This is a genomic window from Mycobacterium sp. E740 (assembly GCF_001672895.1).
In the GTDB taxonomy this organism is placed as follows: domain Bacteria; phylum Actinomycetota; class Actinomycetes; order Mycobacteriales; family Mycobacteriaceae; genus Mycobacterium.
The window spans coordinates 1-20,258 of sequence record NZ_LZKP01000179.1; the positions used below are offsets into that span (position 1 = coordinate 1).

General features: G+C 64.2%; 27 protein-coding genes and 1 pseudogene. 15 read left to right on the forward strand and 13 right to left on the reverse strand.

All coding sequences use genetic code 11. The features are described 5' to 3' along the window. The first annotated feature begins 56 nt into the window (after positions 1-56). Positions 57-758 (forward strand): SDR family NAD(P)-dependent oxidoreductase, encoded by a 702-nt coding sequence (locus A5663_RS17395; RefSeq protein ID WP_068151762.1) that lies wholly within the window; start codon positions 57-59, stop codon positions 756-758. A 38-nt stretch (positions 759-796) separates the two neighbouring features. Further along, positions 797-1,624 carry an acyl-CoA thioesterase domain-containing protein gene (locus A5663_RS17400; protein ID WP_068151763.1) on the forward strand — a complete coding sequence of 276 codons (828 nt, stop codon included), beginning with the start codon at positions 797-799 and terminating at the stop codon, positions 1,622-1,624. 16 nt (positions 1,625-1,640) lie between these two features. Here A5663_RS17400 and A5663_RS17405 read toward each other — a convergent pair whose 3' ends face one another. Beyond that, positions 1,641-2,045, reverse strand: coding sequence for a hypothetical protein (locus A5663_RS17405; RefSeq protein WP_068151764.1), 405 nt, complete (start codon positions 2,043-2,045; stop codon positions 1,641-1,643). A gap of 325 nt (positions 2,046-2,370) precedes the next feature. On the opposite strand from A5663_RS17405, the gene A5663_RS17410 reads away from it, so the two are divergent. The 6 genes from A5663_RS17410 (at position 2,371) to A5663_RS17430 (ending at position 7,277) form a co-directional block, all read left to right on the forward strand. After that, positions 2,371-2,658, forward strand: coding sequence for a hypothetical protein (locus A5663_RS17410; protein ID WP_068151765.1), 288 nt, complete (start codon positions 2,371-2,373; stop codon positions 2,656-2,658). Between the two features lie 267 nt (positions 2,659-2,925). Then, positions 2,926-3,159 carry an AbrB/MazE/SpoVT family DNA-binding domain-containing protein gene (locus A5663_RS17415; protein ID WP_068151768.1) on the forward strand — a complete coding sequence of 78 codons (234 nt, stop codon included), beginning with the start codon at positions 2,926-2,928 and terminating at the stop codon, positions 3,157-3,159. Between the two features lie 4 nt (positions 3,160-3,163). Continuing rightward, positions 3,164-3,577: a type II toxin-antitoxin system VapC family toxin gene (locus A5663_RS22750; protein WP_255396385.1), complete on the forward strand. Its 414-nt coding sequence runs from the start codon at positions 3,164-3,166 to the stop codon at positions 3,575-3,577. A gap of 769 nt (positions 3,578-4,346) precedes the next feature. After that, the gene (locus tag A5663_RS17420; protein ID WP_064427848.1) at positions 4,347-5,456 is read left to right on the forward strand and encodes a site-specific integrase; all 1,110 of its coding nucleotides are present in this window, start codon (positions 4,347-4,349) and stop codon (positions 5,454-5,456) included. Further along, positions 5,453-5,788 carry a helix-turn-helix transcriptional regulator gene (locus tag A5663_RS17425; protein WP_020100387.1) on the forward strand — a complete coding sequence of 112 codons (336 nt, stop codon included), beginning with the start codon at positions 5,453-5,455 and terminating at the stop codon, positions 5,786-5,788. The genes A5663_RS17420 and A5663_RS17425 overlap by 4 nt, the downstream gene beginning before the upstream one ends. Beyond that, entirely contained in the window at positions 5,778-7,277 is a 1,500-nt protein-coding gene (locus tag A5663_RS17430; protein WP_197503440.1) for a recombinase XerD, read from the forward strand. Before A5663_RS17425 ends, A5663_RS17430 begins: the two co-directional genes overlap by 11 nt. A gap of 93 nt (positions 7,278-7,370) precedes the next feature. Here A5663_RS17430 and A5663_RS17435 read toward each other — a convergent pair whose 3' ends face one another. Further along, positions 7,371-7,667 carry an IS3 family transposase gene (locus tag A5663_RS17435; RefSeq protein WP_197503441.1) on the reverse strand — a complete coding sequence of 99 codons (297 nt, stop codon included), beginning with the start codon at positions 7,665-7,667 and terminating at the stop codon, positions 7,371-7,373. A gap of 50 nt (positions 7,668-7,717) precedes the next feature. Continuing rightward, complete coding sequence (locus tag A5663_RS17440) at positions 7,718-8,023, reverse strand: transposase (RefSeq protein ID WP_020100386.1); 306 nt, start codon at positions 8,021-8,023, stop codon at positions 7,718-7,720. Between the two features lie 64 nt (positions 8,024-8,087). Here A5663_RS17440 and A5663_RS17445 point away from each other — a divergent pair. After that, positions 8,088-8,663, forward strand: a pseudogene (locus A5663_RS17445) (transposase); the annotation flags it as partial. A gap of 262 nt (positions 8,664-8,925) precedes the next feature. Here the strand turns inward: A5663_RS17445 and A5663_RS17450 are convergent. The 7 genes from A5663_RS17450 to A5663_RS17475 form a co-directional block, all read right to left on the reverse strand. After that, positions 8,926-10,143, reverse strand: coding sequence for an NADH:flavin oxidoreductase (locus A5663_RS17450; protein WP_029104973.1), 1,218 nt, complete (start codon positions 10,141-10,143; stop codon positions 8,926-8,928). Then, positions 10,140-10,727: a TetR/AcrR family transcriptional regulator gene (locus A5663_RS17455; RefSeq protein WP_020100383.1), complete on the reverse strand. Its 588-nt coding sequence runs from the start codon at positions 10,725-10,727 to the stop codon at positions 10,140-10,142. The genes A5663_RS17450 and A5663_RS17455 overlap by 4 nt, the downstream gene beginning before the upstream one ends. Positions 10,728-10,910: 183 nt before the next feature. Continuing rightward, on the reverse strand, positions 10,911-11,114 hold the full coding sequence (locus A5663_RS23385; protein WP_020100382.1) for an IS3 family transposase: 204 nt from the start codon (positions 11,112-11,114) through the stop codon (positions 10,911-10,913). A gap of 7 nt (positions 11,115-11,121) precedes the next feature. After that, positions 11,122-11,772: an IS3 family transposase gene (locus A5663_RS23135; protein ID WP_197503442.1), complete on the reverse strand. Its 651-nt coding sequence runs from the start codon at positions 11,770-11,772 to the stop codon at positions 11,122-11,124. Continuing rightward, positions 11,769-12,080 carry a transposase gene (locus A5663_RS17465; RefSeq protein WP_068151770.1) on the reverse strand — a complete coding sequence of 104 codons (312 nt, stop codon included), beginning with the start codon at positions 12,078-12,080 and terminating at the stop codon, positions 11,769-11,771. Before A5663_RS17465 ends, A5663_RS23135 begins: the two co-directional genes overlap by 4 nt. A 232-nt stretch (positions 12,081-12,312) precedes the next feature. After that, positions 12,313-12,645 (reverse strand): type II toxin-antitoxin system PemK/MazF family toxin, encoded by a 333-nt coding sequence (locus tag A5663_RS17470; protein WP_068151773.1) that lies wholly within the window; start codon positions 12,643-12,645, stop codon positions 12,313-12,315. Further along, positions 12,642-12,848 (reverse strand): antitoxin MazE family protein, encoded by a 207-nt coding sequence (locus A5663_RS17475; RefSeq protein WP_068151788.1) that lies wholly within the window; start codon positions 12,846-12,848, stop codon positions 12,642-12,644. The genes A5663_RS17470 and A5663_RS17475 overlap by 4 nt, the downstream gene beginning before the upstream one ends. 362 nt (positions 12,849-13,210) lie before the next feature. Between A5663_RS17475 and A5663_RS17480 the strand changes: the two genes are divergently transcribed. Together A5663_RS17480 and A5663_RS17485 are read left to right on the forward strand one after the other, a co-directional pair. After that, a complete protein-coding gene (locus A5663_RS17480; protein ID WP_068151790.1) occupies positions 13,211-13,639 on the forward strand; it encodes a nitroreductase family deazaflavin-dependent oxidoreductase in 429 nt (142 codons plus the stop codon). A gap of 52 nt (positions 13,640-13,691) precedes the next feature. Beyond that, on the forward strand, positions 13,692-14,327 hold the full coding sequence (locus A5663_RS17485) for an FKBP-type peptidyl-prolyl cis-trans isomerase (protein WP_068151792.1): 636 nt from the start codon (positions 13,692-13,694) through the stop codon (positions 14,325-14,327). Between the two features lie 23 nt (positions 14,328-14,350). Here A5663_RS17485 and A5663_RS17490 read toward each other — a convergent pair whose 3' ends face one another. Next, the gene (locus A5663_RS17490; RefSeq protein ID WP_068151795.1) at positions 14,351-14,635 is read right to left on the reverse strand and encodes a hypothetical protein; all 285 of its coding nucleotides are present in this window, start codon (positions 14,633-14,635) and stop codon (positions 14,351-14,353) included. Between the two features lie 237 nt (positions 14,636-14,872). Here A5663_RS17490 and A5663_RS23750 point away from each other — a divergent pair, with 237 nt between their 5' ends. Next, positions 14,873-15,004, forward strand: a complete 132-nt coding sequence (locus A5663_RS23750) for a hypothetical protein (RefSeq protein ID WP_255396384.1) — start codon at positions 14,873-14,875, stop codon at positions 15,002-15,004. A gap of 10 nt (positions 15,005-15,014) precedes the next feature. Here the strand turns inward: A5663_RS23750 and A5663_RS17495 are convergent, their stop codons facing one another. Beyond that, on the reverse strand, positions 15,015-15,449 hold the full coding sequence (locus A5663_RS17495; RefSeq protein ID WP_068151797.1) for a DUF4383 domain-containing protein: 435 nt from the start codon (positions 15,447-15,449) through the stop codon (positions 15,015-15,017). 114 nt (positions 15,450-15,563) lie between these two features. Between A5663_RS17495 and A5663_RS17500 the strand changes: the two genes are divergently transcribed. Further along, positions 15,564-16,226, forward strand: coding sequence for an MOSC domain-containing protein (locus A5663_RS17500; protein WP_068151799.1), 663 nt, complete (start codon positions 15,564-15,566; stop codon positions 16,224-16,226). A 12-nt stretch (positions 16,227-16,238) separates the two neighbouring features. Here A5663_RS17500 and A5663_RS17505 read toward each other — a convergent pair whose 3' ends face one another. Further along, positions 16,239-17,423 (reverse strand): NAD(P)/FAD-dependent oxidoreductase, encoded by a 1,185-nt coding sequence (locus A5663_RS17505; protein WP_068151801.1) that lies wholly within the window; start codon positions 17,421-17,423, stop codon positions 16,239-16,241. A 244-nt stretch (positions 17,424-17,667) separates the two neighbouring features. Between A5663_RS17505 and A5663_RS17510 the strand changes: the two genes are divergently transcribed. Both A5663_RS17510 and A5663_RS17515 read left to right on the forward strand, forming a co-directional pair. Further along, a complete protein-coding gene (locus tag A5663_RS17510; protein WP_068151803.1) occupies positions 17,668-18,627 on the forward strand; it encodes an esterase family protein in 960 nt (319 codons plus the stop codon). A 66-nt stretch (positions 18,628-18,693) separates the two neighbouring features. Continuing rightward, positions 18,694-20,256, forward strand: coding sequence for a class I adenylate-forming enzyme family protein (locus tag A5663_RS17515; protein ID WP_068151809.1), 1,563 nt, complete (start codon positions 18,694-18,696; stop codon positions 20,254-20,256). Positions 20,257-20,258 lie beyond the last annotated feature (2 nt).

A 20,258-nucleotide genomic window follows, 5' to 3' on the forward strand; every position in this document is an offset into this window, starting at 1 on the left:
CCACCCCGTCGCACGTAAAAGGTTCTCCGACAATGAATCAGCCGGAAGGAAATCACATGAAGACAGCGGTCGTCACGGGCGGTGGCTCGGGGATCGGACGCGCGATCGTGGAAAGGTTGCGCGCCGATGGTTATCACGTCGCGATAGTCGATCTGGCCCCCAGCGACGACGAGTTCGCGTTCACCGCCGACGTGACCGACCGCGCCCAGGTCGAGGCCGCGCTGTCGGGAGTGCGAGCCCAACTCGGGCCGGTGACGATTTTGGTCAACGCCGCGGGCCTCGATGGCTTCTCGCGGTTCAGCGACATCACTTTCGAGCAGTGGCAACGCGTCGTCGACGTCAACCTCAACGGCGTGTTCCACTGCATTCAGGCGGCGCTGCCCGACATGGTTGAGGCGGGTTGGGGGCGGATCGTCAACATCTCGTCGTCGAGCACCCACTCCGGGGCGCCGTACATGGCGCATTATGTGGCGGCGAAGTCAGCGGTCAACGGGCTGACCAAGACGTTGGCGCTGGAGTACGGGCCCGCCGGAATCACTGTCAACGCGGTGCCGCCCGGTTTCATCGACACCCCGATGCTCCGCGCAGCCGAGGCGCGCGGAAACCTCGGCGACATCCAGGCCACCATCGACGCGACGCCAGTGCGCCGCATGGGCAAGCCCGAGGACATCGCGGCAGCGTGCGCTTTCCTGATCTCCGACGAGGCGAGCTACATCACCGGGCAGATTCTCGGCGTCAACGGCGGTCGCAACACCTAGCTGCAGGCGCGCTGTTGCGCTTGTGCGAAGATCCGCGGATGAGCACCGATCCGGCATATTTCACCCCGACTGGCGACGGCACGTTCATGCCGACGGTATTTGCCCAGAGTCACTGGGGCGACGACCATCTCAACGGTCCGGCCATCGTCGGACTGGCTGCTCAGACGCTCGAGAAGCATTGTGGCTCAGCAGACTTCATGCCGACGCGCCTGACGGTAGACCTCTTCCGTGCAGCTCGAAACTTGCCGACCGCGGTCGAGGTTCGAGTGGTGCGCGACGGGCGCCGCGTGCGTAATGCGGAATGCGATGTGGTGCAAGACAACCGGATGGTCGCGCGTGCCAGCCTGGTGCAATACCGGCGATCGTCGGCGCCGCCCGGCGAGGAGTGGATGGCCGTGGGCGGTGTGCCGGAGTTGCCTCGGCTGGACGACGCGCCGGCGCTGGCGCCCTTCATCGGCAGCGACGACTCGGGGTGGACGCGTTCGCCGGCGGCACACCAGAATGTGTCACGCAAACGCTTCTACTTCTCGTGCGCGAGCATCGTTGCGGGAGAAGCTGTGTCGCCCTTCGTGCGCGCGGTGACAGTAGGGGAGTCCACGAGCCTGGTGACCAACCTCGGCACCGAGGGAATCGGTTACATCAACGGGGACCTGACGGTCGGGTTGTCGCGCCTGCCGCTCGACGACTGGGTTCTGGTGCAGGGCGATTCGCACTGGGCCGCCGACGGCATCGCCGTGGGAACGGCGACGTTGTTTGACCGGAAAGGCGCCTTCGGATCGGGAATGGTGACGGCAGTGGCGAACCCGGCCGCGCAAATCGACTTCAGGAACAGACCGTTTCCGCGGGGCGAGATCAACTACGAGTGATCGACCCCCAGCGGACCTATGACTTCTTGCGGCCGGTCTTGCCGCCCGAGGATTTCTTGTCCGATGGCTGGTTCGAACCTCGAGAGGCGAACCGCCCGACGGTGGCCACACCAGGGATTCGCCCGACGGCGCCGTAGACATCGTTGCCGGTCGCGATAAGGGCTTCGAGTTGCGGCAGGATCGCATCCATGGTCCGAATCATCGGATCGGCGAGCACGAGATAGCGTTCTGCCCGGTCGATCGCCGCGTTGAGGCGCTCGGTGGCGGCGGCCAGGTTCTCGATGAGGTCCGGCACTTGGCTCATCAGTTGCAGCGATGCGGGCGGGATGCGCAGCGCGTCGCTGGCGACTGACTGTGCGGTCTCGGCAGCGGCCTGCGCGGCTTCTCTGATTTCCTTCGGAGAGGGAACCTTGGGGCTCATGTGACAACGATCCCGCACAGCGAGCGGGTTGTCCGATGATTGCGCAAACCACGCCGTGAGGGGCCCTGTGCGCGGGTTCCAAGGTGTGGGCCGAGGCGCACGTTGGGCGGGAGGCCCGCGCGGATCGCCGGGCGGCGGACCCGGTCGGAGTTCCACCGCCGGCCGGAGCAGGCTGAGTACGGATTCGGCGTGGCCGTTTCGTTACTGACAGCAAAGCGAACGCTTAAGTCGGTCAAAGTGGCCGCCAATCTGTCGCCCCTAGCGTCGTGGTCGGCGGGGAAAGCCTCGCTATGTGAAATGACTGCAATGGAACGGAGTTTCGACGGTGAATTTCAAGCGGATGATGTACGTGTCGACGTTGGCCGCAGGGGTCGGTGTCGCAGGGTTATTCGGCGCGAGCACCGCCAACGCCAACCCTGGTCCGCCCTGCAACGCCCCCAACGCTCCAGCGTGCCAACAGGGCCCGGGCAATGACTGGCAGAACCGCGGAATCGACAGGGGGCGCCAGGACCATCGGCCGTTCAACTACAACGGTCAGCAGGTGCAACCGCTGCCTGCCGGCAATGGGAACGGCTGGGGCTTCTGGTTCCTGGGCCAGTGGATCCCGCTGTGATGTAGTGAGCTTTTACGAAGGTGCGACTGTCCGGCCGGGCCGAGCAGTCGCATTTTCGGTTGGACCGACGGTGGTCTCAGGCGTCGCCGCCCGCGCGCTCGTTTGTGCATCTGGCGACGCTGACTGCGGCAAAACCGTCGGTAGGTTCACAACCGACGAAGGCCCGGCGATCCTGGGCGAGTGCATCGAGAGGTTCCCCGCGGACGGCCATAGGGGACGCGCTGAGCGTCGGCTCATGTGATACCAAGTCGATGGTACCTTTATGGCATGCGTACTACCATTGACAAGGCTGGACGGCTCGTCATCCCGAAGTCGCTCCGTGAGCAGTCGGGCATCATTTCCGGCGAGGTGGAGATAACCCTCGACGGGGCGGCCATCCGCATCGAAAGCGTGGCAGCCCAGGAACTCGTCGAAGAGGACGGGCTTCTCCTGCTCCCAAGTGGCGGCCCAGAGTTTGACGCAGACGCGGTCAGGGAGTTGCGACTTGCCGACCAGCGCTGAACATGTGCTAGTCGACACCAGCGCAGCAATCGCACTGGTGCAGCGTGAGAACCCTTTACACCTCGCCGCGAAACGAAGGCTCCTGCCGTGCCGCCGAGGGTTGTCTGGGCATGCCGCGGTAGAACTGCTCTCGGTGCTGACGCGACTGCCGCCGCCGTACCGCCTTAGTCCGCTCGCCGCAATCCGACTGGAGGAAAGGAATTTTCCAGAGTCACGCTTCCTATCTGCAACCGATACACGGAACCTCTTGCGGGAGCTAGCCGAAGCTGGCTTATCCGGCGGCGCCCTTTACGATGGCTTGGTCGGTGCAACTGCGCGCAAGCACAAACTGCCGCTTGTTACGTGTGATCGACGGGCCGAACCGACCTACCGCGTGCTCGGCGTCAATTACGTTCTCCTATCGCCGATTTCGCGTTGAAGTCTGCGAGAGCGCTCCGAAAGTAGGCAGGCCATGCAGAGCGGCTTGATCAGACTCGTTGAACCTCAGATGACTAGTTCGATCGTGAAGCTACCTCGGGAGTCGAATAAGCCTGTATCGCAGGCTAATTCGTCACAGTGACGGATTGGCGCTACGCTGCCAGACGACGGGCGAGTGGTGGCCAGGGGCGCACATGATCGGCCCGGCCCTCGACGGTGGCGCGGTGTTTGCGAAGACTGACTTCAAGGCATGTGCGGTCTGGATCGCACGTAATACGTCACAGTGACGAAAAAGGGCGAGCCGGTTAAGAAGTGGCGAGGGGGTCCCGGCCGCGGCGCACAGCGCGCCTGGGCGGGTGGCACGCTCAGATACTCCAGAAACGCAGGGCGAGAAGTCGGACAGCTCTGGGGTTTTCTCGGTTTGCCACCAACTGGTCCCGGATCGCGACAGCTTAAACGGTTAGGCGATCCGCCGGCCGAGATTCGCACGTCTGGAAAATGCCGATAAGCCACATTATGTCAAGTAAACCACTGCATATTGCATCAGATGAATCAGCGCCTTGCCGCTTGGCGGTCACCACTCCTCCCGTCGTTTTCCGCAGCGTTGCAACACTTTCCGCCCTCCGTCCCCGATCTGCGGACTCGTATCGGCAGCCATCCTCGCTACGCCCGTAGCCGTTCCGGCGACACGCTGACCTGGGGTTTTGACTTGATGATGCAACAGATGAATCATTGATTCATCTGTTGATACCAGTTGGCAGGAGTTTCAGGTGGCAGTCGACGACGTCGGACGTGCATATCTCGTTGACGCGGTCAGGCCCCTGCACCCCGAAGAACAGACAGTCGCCGAAATGCTCCAGGGCTGGCGCAACCAGCAACTCAGCCGCAATCTGCAGTTCGAGACTATCGACGCCCGCATCAAGCAGGTGCAGCGCTTCATCGAGCACTCGAACGAATTCCCATGGACCTGGACCGTCGCCATGGTCGACGAGTTCTTCGGCGATCTTCGAAGTATCCACAAACTCGCCCAGTCGTCGATCCGTTCGTATCAGGTCGGCCTACGACAGTTCTGCTCCTATATCAGCAATCCGGACTACGGCTGGGACCGCGTCTGCGAAGCACTGTTCGGGACCCACCCATCCCAAGTCTTCTTCGACTGGAACACCGCTCGCCATGTCCAGGAGAACGAGGCCCAACCCGAGAAACGCGCATTCACCAAGCGCGAACTTCAAGACTTCTTCGATCATGCCGACGAGCAGGTATCTGCCGTCGTAGCTTCGGGCAGAAAGGGTTGGCTGCCCGCATACCGCGACGCCGTGATGTTCAAGATCGCCTACTCGTATGGGTTGCGGTTCAACGAACTGGCCCACTTGCAGACGGTCGACTTCGCAAGGAACCCCCACGCTAAGGAGTTCGGAAAGTTCGGCCTGGTTCATGTGCGATACGGCAAAGCGAAGAAGGGCTCCCCGCCGAAGCGGCGCAGCGTCCTGACAGTCTTCGACTGGACACCCGAAGTACTGGTCGACTGGCTGGAGAATGGTCAGCCCCATATGGACGACGGGATCGACCTGTTCCCCAGCGAACGTGGAAATCTCGTCTCGGAAACCACCCTCATCAGGCGGTTCCGCCGCTACTGTGACGATCTCGACCTCTCGCCCGGCCTCGACCTCCACTCGTTCCGACGGTCCTATGCAACGCACTTGCTCGAAGCCGGCTGGGACGCGATGTTCGTCCAACACCAAATGGGCCATGAGCATGCGTCGACCACAGCGATCTATAGCTGTGTCAGCAGCGACTACCGCACCCGGACGCTGCGAAATGCGCTCGACGCCACTATCGCCGCAGCGCTTCAGCCGAAGCAGAACGGCGGCGCCGGATGAAACGCGATGTCGATTACCAATGGCGGCTCGCCGAGCTTATGGCGGGTAACCAGATGCACAACAGCACCGACCTCATCCCACGGCTGAATGAACGCGGCATCACGCTGTCACGGCCACAGGTCTACCGACTCGTCCACCAAAGACCCGAACGAGTTTCTCTGAAGCTAATCGCCGCACTCTGCGACATCTTCGACTGCGGCCCAGACGATCTCGTCACCGTTACTGCCGCGGACGCCCGAAGGAAGGCCGCCAGCGCCGGCCGAGAGAACGTCGTAGAACTGAACAAGACCATCCGCCCCAAGCGTGCTCGGATCCTCAGCGATGACGATTGAACCGCAGCGCCGGAACACCGTTCGCGGGCGACCCAAGGTCACGGACGGATCAATGGAGTGCGCTCGCTGTCACCGCGAGATGCGGCGCACGGCAGCAACATGGCCAGACGGCCGCATCTGCAACTCCTGCTACTACGAAGCAACCAGCCTCTACGGCGACTGTCCCAGCTGCGGATTCCACCGCCTTTTGCCCGGCCGACTGGACATCGGCGATCAAGCGGTGTGTCGAGACTGCGCACGTATCCGCCAGAACTTCCACTGCACGTCGTGCAACGACGAGCGGCGACCCTACCGCGGCAACGTATGCGCACGTTGCAGCCTCCGCGAAGACCTTGAGCGAGCGTTCCTCCACCCGGACTCCCCCGCGAGCTTCACACATCTCATCGACGCCCTGTGCGCAGCCGATCGCGCCGAGAGCATAATCACTTGGAAACGATCGGACAAGGTTCAGGCACTCCTTCGTTCCCTCGGAGACGGCACCACTCCCCTCACCCACGACGGACTGGACCAGTACGAGCCCAGGGGTCGGCACGTCGAGCACCTTCGGGCCATCCTTCAGCACCATGAGGTGTTGCAGGCCCGTGACAAGTACCTTGCCTACTTCGAGCGGTGGATCGACGACAAGCTCCACCCAGTATCAGACCCCGAGATCGCCAGACCGATCAGACAGTTCGCCACCTGGCACCACCTCAAACGAATCAACAATATTGCGCTCGCCGGAAAGCCAACCCGTGGGCCCGTTCACGCCTCGAAGCAGGACATCACCGAAGCACTGAAGTTCCTTGAGTGGCTTCGCGACGAACACGGACGGACCATCGCCAACTGCACACAGCAAGATGTGGACCAGTGGGTCACAACCGGTCCGACAACGCGGCACCTCATCCGGACATTCATCATCTGGTGCGAAAAAATGCGGGTCAACCGATCAATCACCCTCGGGCATCGGCAGGCCAAGACGGTCCGAGCGCTCACGCAAGACCAGCGACTTGAGTGGATTCGCGAGCTCCTGTCCGGCGACAGCGAATCGCTCCCCTACCGCGTCGCCGGAACCCTGCTACTCCTCTACGCCCAGCCACTCGTGAAGGTCGCAGCCATCCCGATGAGCAAGGTGCTCGTCGCTCCCGAGGGACTCTCGCTGGTCCTCGGTGTTACTCCGTCGCCCGTCCCCGAGCCCTTCGCTGACCTGCTCAAGAGGCACATCAATAGCCGGCCCAACCTCCGAACCGCTGGGGCAGACAATCCTTGGCTCTTTCCGGGAAACCGACCCGGCGAACACCTGCACCCCAACACCGTCATGGACCGTCTGCGGCGCTTCGGCATCGACCTGCTCGGCGCTCGAAACATCGCGTTGCGCGAACTCGTTACCCAGGTGCCTCCTCCGGTCGTGGCCGAAATGCTCGGCTACAGCGACCAAGTGGTACATCGGCATGCGGAACTCGCTGCGCAGCCATGGGGCAGGTACGTACCCGCATCTAGGCCAAGCACTTGATGACTCGACCAAAGGACACGTGACTGCGGAGAAGTTCGCTGAAAAGCCGCTCCAGTCGCTGAGCCCTCAGTACGAGGAGAAGCACCACGGCACCTACCTAAAGCGACTGGACCACGCGGTCAGCACCTTGAACGTGCGCGGACTGATCCCGACCAGACCGATCTCGGCCATGATCTTGGCGACAGTCCTTTCCGAAACCTGCTCACCGGCAGCCCGCAGATCAGCGGTGATCCGGGGTGACCCGTAGGTCCCACCGGAGTCGCGATGGTGTGCGACGACCTTCACGGTCAGATCGGCTTTCCGTTGCTCTCGATTAGTCAATTCCGTTGTATCCGACCGCTTCACACGCTTGTAGTAGCCAGAAGTCGAGACCCCCAGCAAGCGTGCCATTCGGGTGATCTCCGTGGTCGCGCACTCTGCCGCCATCAACTCGAACCGATCTACTTCAGTCCGTTGGCCGCAAAGTACGCCGAGGCTTTTTTCAGGAACGCGATGTCCTTTTCCTGCTCGGCGACCTGCTTTCGTAACCGCGCCAGCTCGGTGCGCTCGGCCGGGGTCAACGGCTCCTCGTTGCGGGCCGCCGCGGCCTCCACGCGACGCCGCTCGTCGGCGACCCACCGCCCCAGCAGGGCCTCGTTGAGACCCAGTTCGCGGGCGACCTCGGCGATGGTGCGCCCGGAATCGATCACACGATGAGCGGCCTCGACCTTGTACTCGGTCGTAAACGACCGACGGGTTCGGGACATGGTGACATCCTTCCAGCAGGATCATCCAACCTGCTATCTCGATGTCCACCACCCGGGGGGAACCTCACGGGGCCTATCGGGGGTCAAACTGGTTACCAGCGACGCCCACGCCGGGCTGGTGGCCGCCATCGGCGCCACCCTGCCCGGCGCGGCCTGGCAGCGCTGCAGAACCCACTACACAACGAATCTGATGGCGCTGACCCCGAAAGCGTCATGGCCGTGGGTGCGCACCCTGTTGCATTCGGTGTTCGATCAACCTGACGGGGAATCTGTTGCCCCCCAGTATGACCGGATCATCGACGCGCTGTCCGACAAACTTCCCAAGGTGGCCGAGCACCTCGAAGCGGCCCGCCCGGACCTGCTCGCGTTCACCGCGTTCCCCAAGCAGATCTGGCGTCAGATCTGGTCCAACAATCCTCAGGAGCGCCTCAATAAGGAGATCCGCCGCCGCACCGACGTCGTCGGCATCTTCCCCGACCGCGACGCCCTCATCCGCCTCGTCGGCGCCGTGCTGGCCGAGCAACTCGACGAATGGGCCGAATCCCGGCGTTACCTCGGCCTCGACGTGCTGAGCAAATCACGCACCGTCAACAATACCCCGACCGAACAGGAGGCCACCCCCGCAGCACTGACCGCCTGAACCATCACCTCGAAGAATCACACGACGAGGTCGTACACCACGTCCCTGGACTTGACCCCACTCTGCTGGACGCAACCCACGTTGCCGCAGAGTACGACCGGCAGAGGATTTCGCATCCAGTTCTCACCCGAAGTCGCAAGGCGACAACAATTATGAGCCTGTCAACCAGGGAGTCCAGCCTCGGGCCGCTCGGGTGGGTCAGGTCAACGTCCACGGTTCGGCAGGACGTTTCCCCATACGCTGGCGATTGAGGTTGGGGCCCTCAGCTGCTCCCGCCGATGAACTCCCGGTCGGGAAGCGTCACCGGTTCAGTGGTGAGCACGCAGTGGGTCCGCTCGAAGATCGTCACCATGCACTTGTTGCAGTGCGTGCACAGCGAAGCGGCATCCCGGTCCTGCCGAATTCGGTTGAGCAGCGATGGGTCCCGCAGCAGTGCACGTGCCATGGCCACGAATTCGAAACCTTCACGCATCGCCATGTCCATGGTGGCTTTGGTGGTGATGCCGCCGAGCAGGATCAACGGCATCGACAGCTCGCGACGGAACTGGCGGGCGTGGTCGAGCAGATAGGCGTCCTGGTACGGGTAGCGCCGTAGGAAGGGCCGCCCGGCGGTACTCAACGCCCAGCTCAGCGGCGGCTGGAAGGTCCGCGCGAACTCGCTGCGTGGCGCATCGCCGCGGAAGTAGAACATCGGGTTGAGCAGTGAACTGCCCACGGTCAGCTCAAGCGCGTCGAGGGCACCGTCGTCCTGCAGCCACCGCCCGACCTGCAGACTCTCCTCGAGCCGCAACCCGCCGGCGACACCGTCGTCCATGCTGAGCTTGGCGATCACCGCGACTCGGTCTCCCACCGCTTCTCGCACGGCGATCGCGATCCGCCGGGCCAGCCGGGCACGGTTGACCAGACTTCCGCCGTAGTCGTCCCTGCGCCGGTTGAGCAGTGGACTGAGGAACGCACTCACGAGATAGTTGTGCGCGAAATGCAGTTCGACCCCGTCGAAGCCGGCCTCGACGGCCACTTCCGCCGCTCGGGCATGATCGGCGACCACCCGTGACAGTGCCGCGGAGTCGGGCCTTCGGGTGGCCCGCATGGCCAGCGGGCTGAACATGCGGCTCGGTGATATTGCGGCAACGCCGTTGGAGGCCGCGTTGGCGACGGGTCCCGCGTGACCCAACTGCGCGCACACTTTCGCGCCCTCGGCGTGGATGGCGTCGGTGAGCCGGGTCAGGTCTGGGACGATGTCCGGTCGCATCACGATCTGATCGCGTGCGGTGCGTCCCTCGGGGGCGACCGCACAGTACGCGACGGTGGTCATGCCCACCCCTCCGGCAGCCGGCGCGCGGTGGTAGGCGATCAAGTCGTCGGTGACTGCTCCTGCAGGACTGCGCGCCTCGAACGTCGCCGCCTTGATCACCCGGTTGCGCAGCGTGATCGGCCCGAGCGTCGCGGGCGCGAACACGTCGGTGGCTGGGCCGCTCATCGGTTCACCGCCGGTGCCGACAGCCCTGCCGAGACCACCGTGCACAGCGTGTCCACTTGTCGGCCGGTCAATCTCCTATCCCCGGCGAGTGGATCACCGAACTGCACGAAGATGAGTTCGAAGGCGAGCATCCAGCGGTGTTTCGCCTCGGCAGGGGACAGGCCGGGCACGTTGCGCTGCAACAACTCTGCCCACGGTGTGAGGGAAAACCATCGTTGTGTCCAGTTCAGCTCCCGCCGAGACAGCAGCAGGCGCGACAGCAGGTTCAGGTAGAGGCGCCCGGCCGGGTCGGCGGCCAGCACCACCAGCGGGTCGACGACGACCCGGACCGCATCGGGGACCGTCAACTGTTCGGCGTCGTCGCGGTCGGCCAAGGTCACCTTCCACAGCGGTCCGAGGCGGTCCTCCAGCAGCGCCGACACCAGTCCCACCTTCGAGCCGAAGTGGTAATGCACCGCAGCCGGGTTCACGTTCGCTGCCGTGCAGACCGCCCGAACCGAAACCTCGTCGTATCCCGACTCCAGCAGCAGCCGCTCCGCCACTGTCAACAACCGTTCTCTGGTGCCCGCGTCAACGTTGGCCATGGGCTCATCAAAGCACTGATCGACCGCGGAATCAATCGTTGATTGAAACAGTGATTGAATTCGGGGCGCTATGAGGGTCCGCGGATATGACGGGGTGTGCACGACGCCGGCCGGCTTTCAGTGCACGTGAGGGGGACCCGTTTGGTGGTCCAGTTGATCTATCCCCGCTGTTTCGAGCCACGATCATGCGAGTTGAGGGGTCGAGCTGATTGATGTCCAGAGCGTTTCGAACTCTGTGGGGCTGATGTTACCGAGGTAGCTATGGCGGCGTTCGATGTTGTAGAAGTTGTCGATGTAATCGGCCATGGCGGCTGCTAATTCGATGGTGGTGGCCCATTTGCGGGTGTTGAGCAACTCGACCTGTAACCGTGCCCAGAATGACTCCATAGCGGCGTTATCGAAGCAGTCGCCCACGGTCCCGAAAGAGCCGAGCAGGCCCCATCGCCGCATGTTCTCCCCGAGAGCTCCAGGAGGTGAACTGCGTGCCGTGATCTGCATGCAGAATTGTTGGCCCCCAACGATTCCTGTTAGAGACGGCCATGTTGACCGCGTTGTTGACCAGTGCGGTGTCAGCGGACGTCGAGAACGTACGGGCCACGATCAAGCGCGTGAAGCAGTCCAGGATCGCGCAACAGTAAACCTTCCCGTCGCGAGCGGGATGTTCGGTGATGTCGGTACACCACAGTTGGTTGGGCATCTCTGCGGTGAAGCGCCGATTCACCAGGTCAACGGAGGTGTCAACCCCAATGAGATTCGGTTTTCGCCGCTCTGGGCGCGGCAGCCCATACAGACCGCGTTCGGACATGATGGAGTTGACCAGCTTGTGATTGACGTTCATCTCGTAGTCGGCCAGCAGCGCAGCGCGGACTCTCTTGCGCCCGTAGGTCCCGCGAGAACGCAGGTGGATCTCGGTGATCGTATCGGCAACAATCAGCCGGCGAACCTCACGATCTGGAACTGGGCGGCGCCGGTGATACTGCAGCAAGGACCGCGTCAATCCAGTTACCCGACATGCAGATCGAGCTGAATGCCCTCGCGCGATCAACTGTTCAGTGATCGCGCGGCGGCGTTTTGGGGCACCACCGCCTGCTCGTTGAACAACTCACAGGCATCTCTGGTCAAGGCCAGCTCGGCCTCTAGTGCCGCGATGCGCTTACGCGCCGCGGCGAGCTCGTCGGCCTCCACGCTCGGGATGCCGTCGATGACGCCGGCGTCGACTAGGGCTTGGTGTTTCCACCGGAACAGGGTCGCCTGACAAATCCCGGTGTCGACCGAAACGGCCGCCACCGGCTCACCCGACCTCAGCCGCGCAATGATTTGCCGACGCACCGATGTGGAGTACCGACGGGGCATGTGACCTCCTGATGATCACTCTGCCCCCCAACTCTCATAACAGTGGACCAACAACACGGGTATTGATCAACTGGACCACTACAGGGGGCTCACCTCACTTGCTTTCCTTGCGACGTCGAATATGCAGTAGTCGAATATGCAGGGTTACCAGTACGACCGATGTAGTGCCCTGCTCATCAACGTATTTAATACAGCCCCGAGCGTCGAACGCGAACCCCTCAACAGTTCCCGCCTATCGCGCAAGGCCGAGGAACGCCATCATCGCTCGCTCAACCTCGACGACTTGCTCCGCTGTCAGCCGACCGACCCGGGCGTGGACATTCGATCTCCTGACGGTTGTCAGCTTGTCGATCATCACGTCACTGTCGTGATCAAGTCCGGACAACCGGCCCTTTCCGCCGGCTATTCGGATGCGCATCAACGGCGCGTCCAACAGCGTGCTGGATATTGGTGCAACAGTCACCGAACTCGTGGCATCAAAGAGGTCGTCCTGAACGATCACGGCAGGACGCGCTTTGGTCGCGTAAACGCCCCCTGCAACGGTCCAGATCTCGCCCCTGTTCACTCCTCGTCCCATGTCGTGGAGATGGCCTCGATGAAATCCTGGTCATCTGCGCTCGCCTCTGCTCGTGCGACCAGCAAAGCCTGACGATGCGCCTCGGCGGCGAAACTTTCGGTACGCACGTCAGGAACCCAGACCTGTAGCGGACGCAGGCCCCGCTGCCGCATCCGCCGTCGGTACTCGCTGACCCTCTCCCTCACGGCCATGCCGACATGTTACATGTAACGCTGAATCTTGGCAGCTAAAACACGCGAGCAACACTTGCTCAGGGTCGAGGACGAGACCAACGAACCCACGAGCTGGCCCTGTAACCCAACGGCTTTCACCTCTGTCTCGGTAAGCCCGCAGATGTTCCCGGCAACCCACGCTGTGGCCGACTACCCGCCGGTGCCGTTGGACGACGAATTCGCGCTCGGTCTGGGGCTGATCATCGATGGCCTAGCCAAAATGCGCGTCGCGCCCGGGGCGCTGACGGCGATGAACAACCAGGGGCGTGGAAGCGCAATCCGAGGCCGCTGCACACGAGTAAAGTTGCTGACCCGACCATCAAAATTGGAGTAACACCACGATGAGCGCACCCGATGACTGGAACACCCAGATAATCAACGAGTTTCGCGCCAACGGTGGTCGCGTCGGCGGAAACTTCGAGGGCGCTCCCATGGTCCTCGTCCACCACACCGGCCGCAAGACGGGCAAGCAGACTGTCACGCCGATGATGTATCTGCCCGACGACGACGATCCGCGCACCATTTACGTCTTCGCTTCCAAGGCCGGTGCGCCGACGAATCCAGCCTGGTACTACAACCTGACCGCGGCCGGCAGTGCAGAGATCGAACTCGGCACCGACACCCACACCGTCGACGTCAGCGAAATCACCGGCGTCGACCGCGATCGCATCTACGCCGAACAAGCCCGTCGCTACCCCGGCTTCGCCGAGTACGCGGAGAAGACCGCGGGCGTCCGCACCATCCCGGTGCTCGCACTCAAGCGCACCTAGCGTTGGCGCGGATACGGTTGTCGGTACCGTGGCGGCCGTGAACCTTTCTCGTGTGTCCTCCGCTGCGGCGCTCGCGGCCTGCGCCGCTTCCTTGATCATGACGCTTGTCGCGTGCGGCTCCGATACGAAAGCCTCCTCGACAAGCACAACTTCGTCGACAACGACGACCTCCTCTCTCGCCGACGAGCTGGTCCCCTCGCCCACACCGACGGCGGACCCGGCCAGCGCAGCGTGCCCGACGGCGGCGCCGCCCAACGGCGCCACGCCAGAGTGGACGTTCAACGGAGACACCGGCAGCGTCGCCGTCACCGGATCCACAGATTCGGCGGCACCCTTGATCAACGTGCAGGGACCGTTCAAGGTGAGCGAGACGCAGGTGCACACCCTGAAAGCCGGCGATGGGCCTGTCGTCGCCGACACGGCCACCGTCTTCGTCTGCTACATGGGCGTCAACGGCCGCGACGGCTCGGTATTCGACAGCAGCTACCAGCGCGGCGCCCCGGTCGACTTTCCGCTGAACGGCGTCGTACCGGGCTTCCAGAAGGCAATCGCCGGGCAGAAGGTCGGGTCGACGGTCGCGGTCGCCATGACCTCTGCCGATGGCTACCCCGAAGGTCAGCCCGCTGCCGGGATCCAACCCGGCGACTCGTTGATCTTCGCGATCAAGATCCTCGACGCGTCACACTGAGCTGCGGGTCGGACTTGCCGACCTCACCCGCCGTTGGTGACAGGGTTCGACGACAACGTGATGAACTGACCGTTCTTCCACACGCCCCAGCGTCCGCCCCAGCCCGAGAACCATACGACCGGCTCCCCGATCCAGAACTCGGCGGGCTTCGGCGGCGCCCACCGCGGAACCGGTTCCCCGAGCATGGGCCGCGGCGGCGGCGGCGGCGGAGCTGGCTGGGCGCTTGCTGGAGCTCCCAGGCCCAGGATGCCTGCGGTGAGCCCGCCTGCGACTGCGACAGCAGACAGTGCGGTCTTGGAAAAGCTCATGAGCACGCCTCCAGCGTTTGAAACCGATTGATACTTAGAACTTATAACCTTCATCCAGAGTGGCCAAACGCCACTCTAGGCGCACTGCGTCGTGCATAGGTCGATGTTGCTGTGGGGACGCGCCGCACCGACGATGCGCTTGGGTTCGAAAGCCGTCTCCGTGGCCATCACCTGAAGTCGTTTCCGGACTCGCCGGGTGGGTATCAGGGCAGGACACCTTGACCTAGGAGAAGACCGATGAGCTCACCGGAACGGCCCTCGAAGGAAACCGAAGAGTCGGTGCCGCCGACCGCGCCGGCCTATTCCACGCCACCGCCGGAAGGAGTTCCGTCGGCGGACGACGAGGACTCGGCGTCGGAAACCCAATGACGCCTGCGGTTTACGACTCCTTACGCAAATCGGCCAGCGAATTCTGCAGGCCACCGTCCAGTCGGATCTGAATACCGGCCACTGCCAACATCACCGCGGCTGTGACCAGGTGCACGATCGCGTCGGTCGTGTTGTTGGGGAACGTGAACACGTACGCGACCTGGTGCGAGAAGAAGGCCCAGATACCCGGCAGCGCGCCGGCCACCGCCGCGGCGAGCAGATACAACACCGACCACGACTTTCGGGCAGCGAAGATCAGGCCCGGCCCGAACAGGGCGAGTCCCGCGACGGCATGCCAGCCGTTGTAGTCCATCCCGAGGATTTGCGCGGTCGGTGCATCTGGTCCGGTCGCAAAGCTCGGTTCGACAATGAAACCGATCACCGCTTGGATGACGTGGAAGGCGCAGATGACCAGCAGGCCTACTTGGGCGAAACTCCACTTCACGGGAAACCTCCGTCGGCGTCTGCGGCGCTTGCCCGAATACTACGCTCGGTAGTAGGCGATGGGGAGGGTCTTTCCGGTAGAGGTCGCCGCGCGGGCCGCCGTTACCCTGTCCGAGTGGGTGAAGTGGTGTCGGTGAATGTTGCTCGGGTACGGGTGAATCCCGATGCACCGTCGAGATCGACGGGCATCGACAAGGTGGCCGTCCACGACGAGGTGATGGTGCGGCCACCGGCTTCTGCGCGGGGCGGCAGTGGGCTCGTCGGCGACACCATCGGCAATCCGAAACTGCACGGCGGCGCCGACCAAGCGGTGTACGCGTACGCACGAGAAGACCTGGACTACTGGGAAACCCGACTCGACCGCCAGATCACCAACGGCATGTTCGGCGAGAATCTCACGACGGCGGGCGTCGACGTCACTCAGGCGCGGATCGGTGAACGCTGGCGCGTCGGCACTGACGGCCTGCTGCTCGAAGTGTCCGCGCCCCGCACACCGTGCCGCACGTTTTCGGCCTTCCTCGAAGTCGACCGCTGGATCAAGACGTTCACCGCAGGCGCCAAACCGGGTGCCTACTTTCGCGTCATCTCGCCGGGGACGGTGCGCGCGGGCGACCAGATCTCCGTCGAAGACCGCCCCGAGCACGACGTCACCGTCGAAATCGCTTTCCGCGCACGGATGTCCGACCCGTCGCTGCTTCCGCGGTTGCTCACCGCCGAGGCGCTGTCGGCCGAACTCAAGCGCTACGTGAGCCGACGGCTCTCAGACAACAGGAACTGACAGACGCGGCGGCTAGTGCGTTGCCGCCGGGTCGCGCCAGCCTTCCCAGAACAACAGGTGCGACCGCAGACCTGGGTGATTCACCTTGTCCAGCACCTTGATTCCAGTATTCGCAATGGCCGGAACGCCGACCACCCGATGGAAGAACCGGCCCATCCGGTACTGCCGGCCCCAGTCCGCCTCCACACGCTGCGCGTAGTTCGTGAAGTCATCCGGGCCGCCGTTGGTCAGCGCCGCGATCGCACACTCCCCCGCGGCCACGCCGGACTGCAGCGCCTTCGAAATGCCTGCCCCGGAAACAGGTCTGGCCGCGCCGAGCGCGTCACCGGCGAACAGCACACCCGGCCGCCACGGTGGCCAGGCGGTGAATCCCATCGGCAGCCGCCAGGCTTGCAGCGCTTTGGACTTCTTCAGTTCGTCGACCCGGGGCAGCTTCCATTCGCGTGGAAGCCCGGACAGGAACTCCTCGAACAGTGCCGTGGCGTTGATTCGCTGCCAATTCTTGTAACTGGTGCAGTATCCCAGGCCGATGTTGGCCCGCCCGCCCCCCAGCGGGAACAGCCAGCCGTATCCGGGCAACTGGTCACCGTCGAACGTCAACTTCAGATAGATGTCGAGCGTGTCGGTGTCGGGCTGGTCGACCGGCATCTCGGCGCGGATCGCGATCGCCGAATATCCGTTGTACTTCGAGTCGAGATTGAGCGCGCGCTTGACCGGTGAATAGGCGCCGTCGGCCGCGATCACCGCATCGGCGCGCACCTGTTCGCCGCCCTTGAGCGTGACGCCGGTGACGCGGCCGTCGTCGTCGACCAAGGGCGCGACCACCTCCGCGCCCTCGCGCACTTCGGCGCCGGCGGTATCGGCGCGTTTGATCAGCACCGTATCCAGTTCCGTGCGACGAGCCACGTAACCGTGGTCGGGCATCCCCGGGCGACGCGGGAACGCGAGGTTCCATTCCCCCGGACTGAAGATCCTGGCGCCGTTCACGCGATGGAACCGCGTTACTTCGTCGGCCAGTCCCATCTTCTGCAGGAAGCTCACTGCCCGCGGCGTCAGCCCGTCGCCGCACGGTTTCTCGCGCGGGAACGTGGCCTTGTCCAGCACGACGACACGCGCGCCGGTTCGAACCGCCTGCCATGCCGCCGCCGCACCCGCCGGGCCGCCGCCCACGACCGCCACGTCGTATCGCTGTTTCATCCGCCCCCACCTGCTGCATGCTGTGTACCCCCTGAAGTTATTCGCCTCGTCGGCTCAGCGGGTCGATGTCGGCGATTACCGAACGATGACGTCCGTAACATGGGGCCGCTCCGCACCGAAAAACCGATCAGCAACGGCCGCAGTGCGGCAGGTGTGAAGCAGCAGCACCTGATCTGACCGACGGGGGTCCGGTCCGCAAAGGAACCGCTCTGCGGTAACCCTCGATCAGGAAAGTTCAACAGCGATGAGATCTGTACATAGTTGGGTGCGTCGGTCGATGGTCGGCGCGCTGGCGGCACTTCTGGTTCCGGGGCTGGTCGCGGTGGCGGGTGGCTCGTCCACCGCTGGGGCCTTTTCACGGCCCGGCCTGCCGGTGGAAACACTGATGGTCCCGTCCGCCGCGATGGGCCGCGACATCCCGGTCAAGTTCCAGGGCGGCGGACCCCACGCCGTGTATCTGCTCGACGGTCTGCGCGCCCGCGACGACAACAGCGGCTGGGACATCGAGACGGCGGCATTCGAGAACTACTTCAACTCCGGGCTGTCGGTGGTGATGCCGGTCGGCGGCATGTCCAGCTTCTACACCAACTGGCAGAGCCCCGCGGTCGGCAACGGTGGCACGTACACCTATCAGTGGGAGACGTTCCTGACCTCCGAACTGCCCGCCTACCTGTCCGCCAACAAGGGGATCTCGCCGAGCGGCAACGCGGTCGTCGGCCTGTCGATGTCGGGCAGCGCCGCGCTGATCCTGGCGGCGTACCATCCGGGCCAGTTCCGTTATGCCGCATCGCTTTCCGGCTTTCTCAACCTGTCAGCCGGGATCTGGCCGCTGCTGGTCGGCGTAGCCATGCGCGACGCGGGAGGGTTCAGCGCCACAGCGATGTGGGGCGCACCGGGCGGACCGGCGTGGAAGCGCAACGACCCGACGGTCAACGTCGGTCGGCTGGTGGGCAACGGCACCCGCATCTGGGTGTACTGCGGCAACGGCGTCCCGTCCGAACTCGGCGGTGGCGGTGACATCGCCGGCCAGTTGCTCGAGACCATCACCGTGGACAGCAACAAGGAGTTCGAGCAGGCCTACGAGGCGGCGGGTGGAAGCAACGGCACGTTCAACTTCCCGGCCAACGGCACGCACGGCTGGGGTTACTGGGGTTCGCAACTGAACGCGATGAAGGGCGACATCCAGCGCACGCTGGGCGCCTGACACGCCGCGCCCTGCTGGGCGGCCGCCTCGTGCGGTCGCCCAGTGCGCGTTGGAGACAATCAGTAGGTGACGGAGTCCCCGCGCCCGACCGTTCCCGCGCTTCTCGAACGTGCGGCGAACGAGTTCGGCGAGCACCTCTACCTGATCACCCCGACGGATCGGCTCAGCTACCGCGAGGCGCACCAGCGCTCGGCCCGTGTCGCGCGATGGCTGCTGGGCGAGGGCGTCGGCAAGGGTTCCCGCGTCGGACTGTTCTTCCCGAACGGCGTCGACTGGGTGATCTGGTGGCTGGCGCTCTCCCGCATCGGCGCGCTGGCTGTCCCCCTCAGCACGCTCTACACCCCGGCAGAGATCGCCAAGGTGGCGCGGCTGGCCGACATCGCGCTACTCATCGCCCCGAGCCGGGTGGTGAACATCGACGTCGCCGAGCGCTTCGAGACCGCCTGGCCCGGCTTGACGTCTCAGCCGGCCGGGCGGCTCACCCTCACTGCTGCGCCGTACCTGCGTCGCATCGTGTTCGTCGACGGCCCGGTTCCCGGCTGGGCGACTCCGTGGACCGATGCGGGTGTCTCCCCCGAACTACTGGCCGCCGCTGAGGCGGAGGTCTCCCCCGCCGACCTCGCGGTCGTCATTCACACGTCGGGCTCGACCGCCGACCCGAAGGGTGTGATGCACACCAACGGCACACTCGTGCGCCAGACCTCCATGTGGCCGAGCGCGATTCGAGCGATCACGAAAGGCGAAGGACCGACCCGGATTCTGTGCGCAATGCCGTTCTTCTGGGTCGGCGGGCTGCTGGCCGCGACCGGGGCTTTGCACGAACCGCTCACCGTCCTCGTCCTGCCACGGCTGGACGCCGAGACCGCGTTGGACCTGATCGAGCGTGAACGGGCCGCCGGCGTTGTCGGGTGGCCCGCGTTCACCCAGCGGATTCGCGAGCATCCGAGCTTTCCCGATCGCGACCTGAGCTGCGCACCGATGCTGCGCGACGGGCCGCTGGACATCGCGATGGTCGACGTCCCCGACGGATTCCCCGTGCACCGCACCATGTCTGAGACCGCAGGCGGCTTCGCGTTCACCGACATGTGCATCGTCGACGACGCGGGCAACCCGGTTCCCGAGGGCACGGTGGGCGAACTGCTGGTTCGCGGCATCGGCGTGATGGCCGGCTACAACAAGCGGGAGCGGTCCGAGACGTTCGACGAAAACGGTTGGTACCACACCGGTGACCGCGTCTACCGCAGACCGGGCGACCCGCGGTTGTTCTACGTCGGCCGGACCACCGAGCTGATCAAGGCCGCAGGCGCCAACGTGTCACCGCTCGAGGTCGAAGCGGTCGTCGCCGAATTCCCCGGCGTGGCACAGTGTCTGGTCCTCGGAACCGACGACCCTGCGCGCGGGGAGGAAGTCTGCGCTGTCGTCGTGGCGGGGGAAGCGCCGACCGGCGAGGGCATTGACGTCGACGCGCTGTCTGCCCACACCCGTGCGCACCTGTCCGCCTATAAGGTACCGACGCGCTGGCTCTTGGCGTCGAGCGACGAGATCCCGACGCTGCCCAGCGGTAAGTTCGACCGAAAGACGTTGCGCGCCATCATCCTTGCCGGCAGTCTCAAGACCCTTGGCAGGTGAGG

What these genes read in the sequence shown, in the direction of transcription:
- A5663_RS17395 (WP_068151762.1), top strand. Translation starts at nt 57, where the DNA reads ATGAAGACAGCGGTCGTCACGGGCGGTGGCTCGGGGATCGGACGCGCG.
- A5663_RS17400 (WP_068151763.1), top strand. Translation starts at nt 797, where the DNA reads ATGAGCACCGATCCGGCATATTTCACCCCGACTGGCGACGGCACGTTC.
- A5663_RS17405 (WP_068151764.1), bottom strand. Translation starts at nt 2,045, where the DNA reads ATGAGCCCCAAGGTTCCCTCTCCGAAGGAAATCAGAGAAGCCGCGCAG.
- A5663_RS17415 (WP_068151768.1), top strand. Translation starts at nt 2,926, where the DNA reads ATGCGTACTACCATTGACAAGGCTGGACGGCTCGTCATCCCGAAGTCG.
- A5663_RS17425 (WP_020100387.1), top strand. Translation starts at nt 5,453, where the DNA reads ATGAAACGCGATGTCGATTACCAATGGCGGCTCGCCGAGCTTATGGCG.
- A5663_RS17430 (WP_197503440.1), top strand. Translation starts at nt 5,778, where the DNA reads ATGACGATTGAACCGCAGCGCCGGAACACCGTTCGCGGGCGACCCAAG.
- A5663_RS17435 (WP_197503441.1), bottom strand. Translation starts at nt 7,667, where the DNA reads ATGGCACGCTTGCTGGGGGTCTCGACTTCTGGCTACTACAAGCGTGTG.
- A5663_RS17440 (WP_020100386.1), bottom strand. Translation starts at nt 8,023, where the DNA reads ATGTCCCGAACCCGTCGGTCGTTTACGACCGAGTACAAGGTCGAGGCC.
- A5663_RS17450 (WP_029104973.1), bottom strand. Translation starts at nt 10,143, where the DNA reads ATGAGCGGCCCAGCCACCGACGTGTTCGCGCCCGCGACGCTCGGGCCG.
- A5663_RS17455 (WP_020100383.1), bottom strand. Translation starts at nt 10,727, where the DNA reads ATGGCCAACGTTGACGCGGGCACCAGAGAACGGTTGTTGACAGTGGCG.
- A5663_RS23385 (WP_020100382.1), bottom strand. Translation starts at nt 11,114, where the DNA reads ATGGAGTCATTCTGGGCACGGTTACAGGTCGAGTTGCTCAACACCCGC.
- A5663_RS17465 (WP_068151770.1), bottom strand. Translation starts at nt 12,080, where the DNA reads ATGCCCCGTCGGTACTCCACATCGGTGCGTCGGCAAATCATTGCGCGG.
- A5663_RS17475 (WP_068151788.1), bottom strand. Translation starts at nt 12,848, where the DNA reads ATGGCCGTGAGGGAGAGGGTCAGCGAGTACCGACGGCGGATGCGGCAG.
- A5663_RS17480 (WP_068151790.1), top strand. Translation starts at nt 13,211, where the DNA reads ATGAGCGCACCCGATGACTGGAACACCCAGATAATCAACGAGTTTCGC.
- A5663_RS17490 (WP_068151795.1), bottom strand. Translation starts at nt 14,635, where the DNA reads ATGAGCTTTTCCAAGACCGCACTGTCTGCTGTCGCAGTCGCAGGCGGG.
- A5663_RS23750 (WP_255396384.1), top strand. Translation starts at nt 14,873, where the DNA reads ATGAGCTCACCGGAACGGCCCTCGAAGGAAACCGAAGAGTCGGTGCCG.
- A5663_RS17505 (WP_068151801.1), bottom strand. Translation starts at nt 17,423, where the DNA reads ATGAAACAGCGATACGACGTGGCGGTCGTGGGCGGCGGCCCGGCGGGT.
- A5663_RS17510 (WP_068151803.1), top strand. Translation starts at nt 17,668, where the DNA reads ATGAGATCTGTACATAGTTGGGTGCGTCGGTCGATGGTCGGCGCGCTG.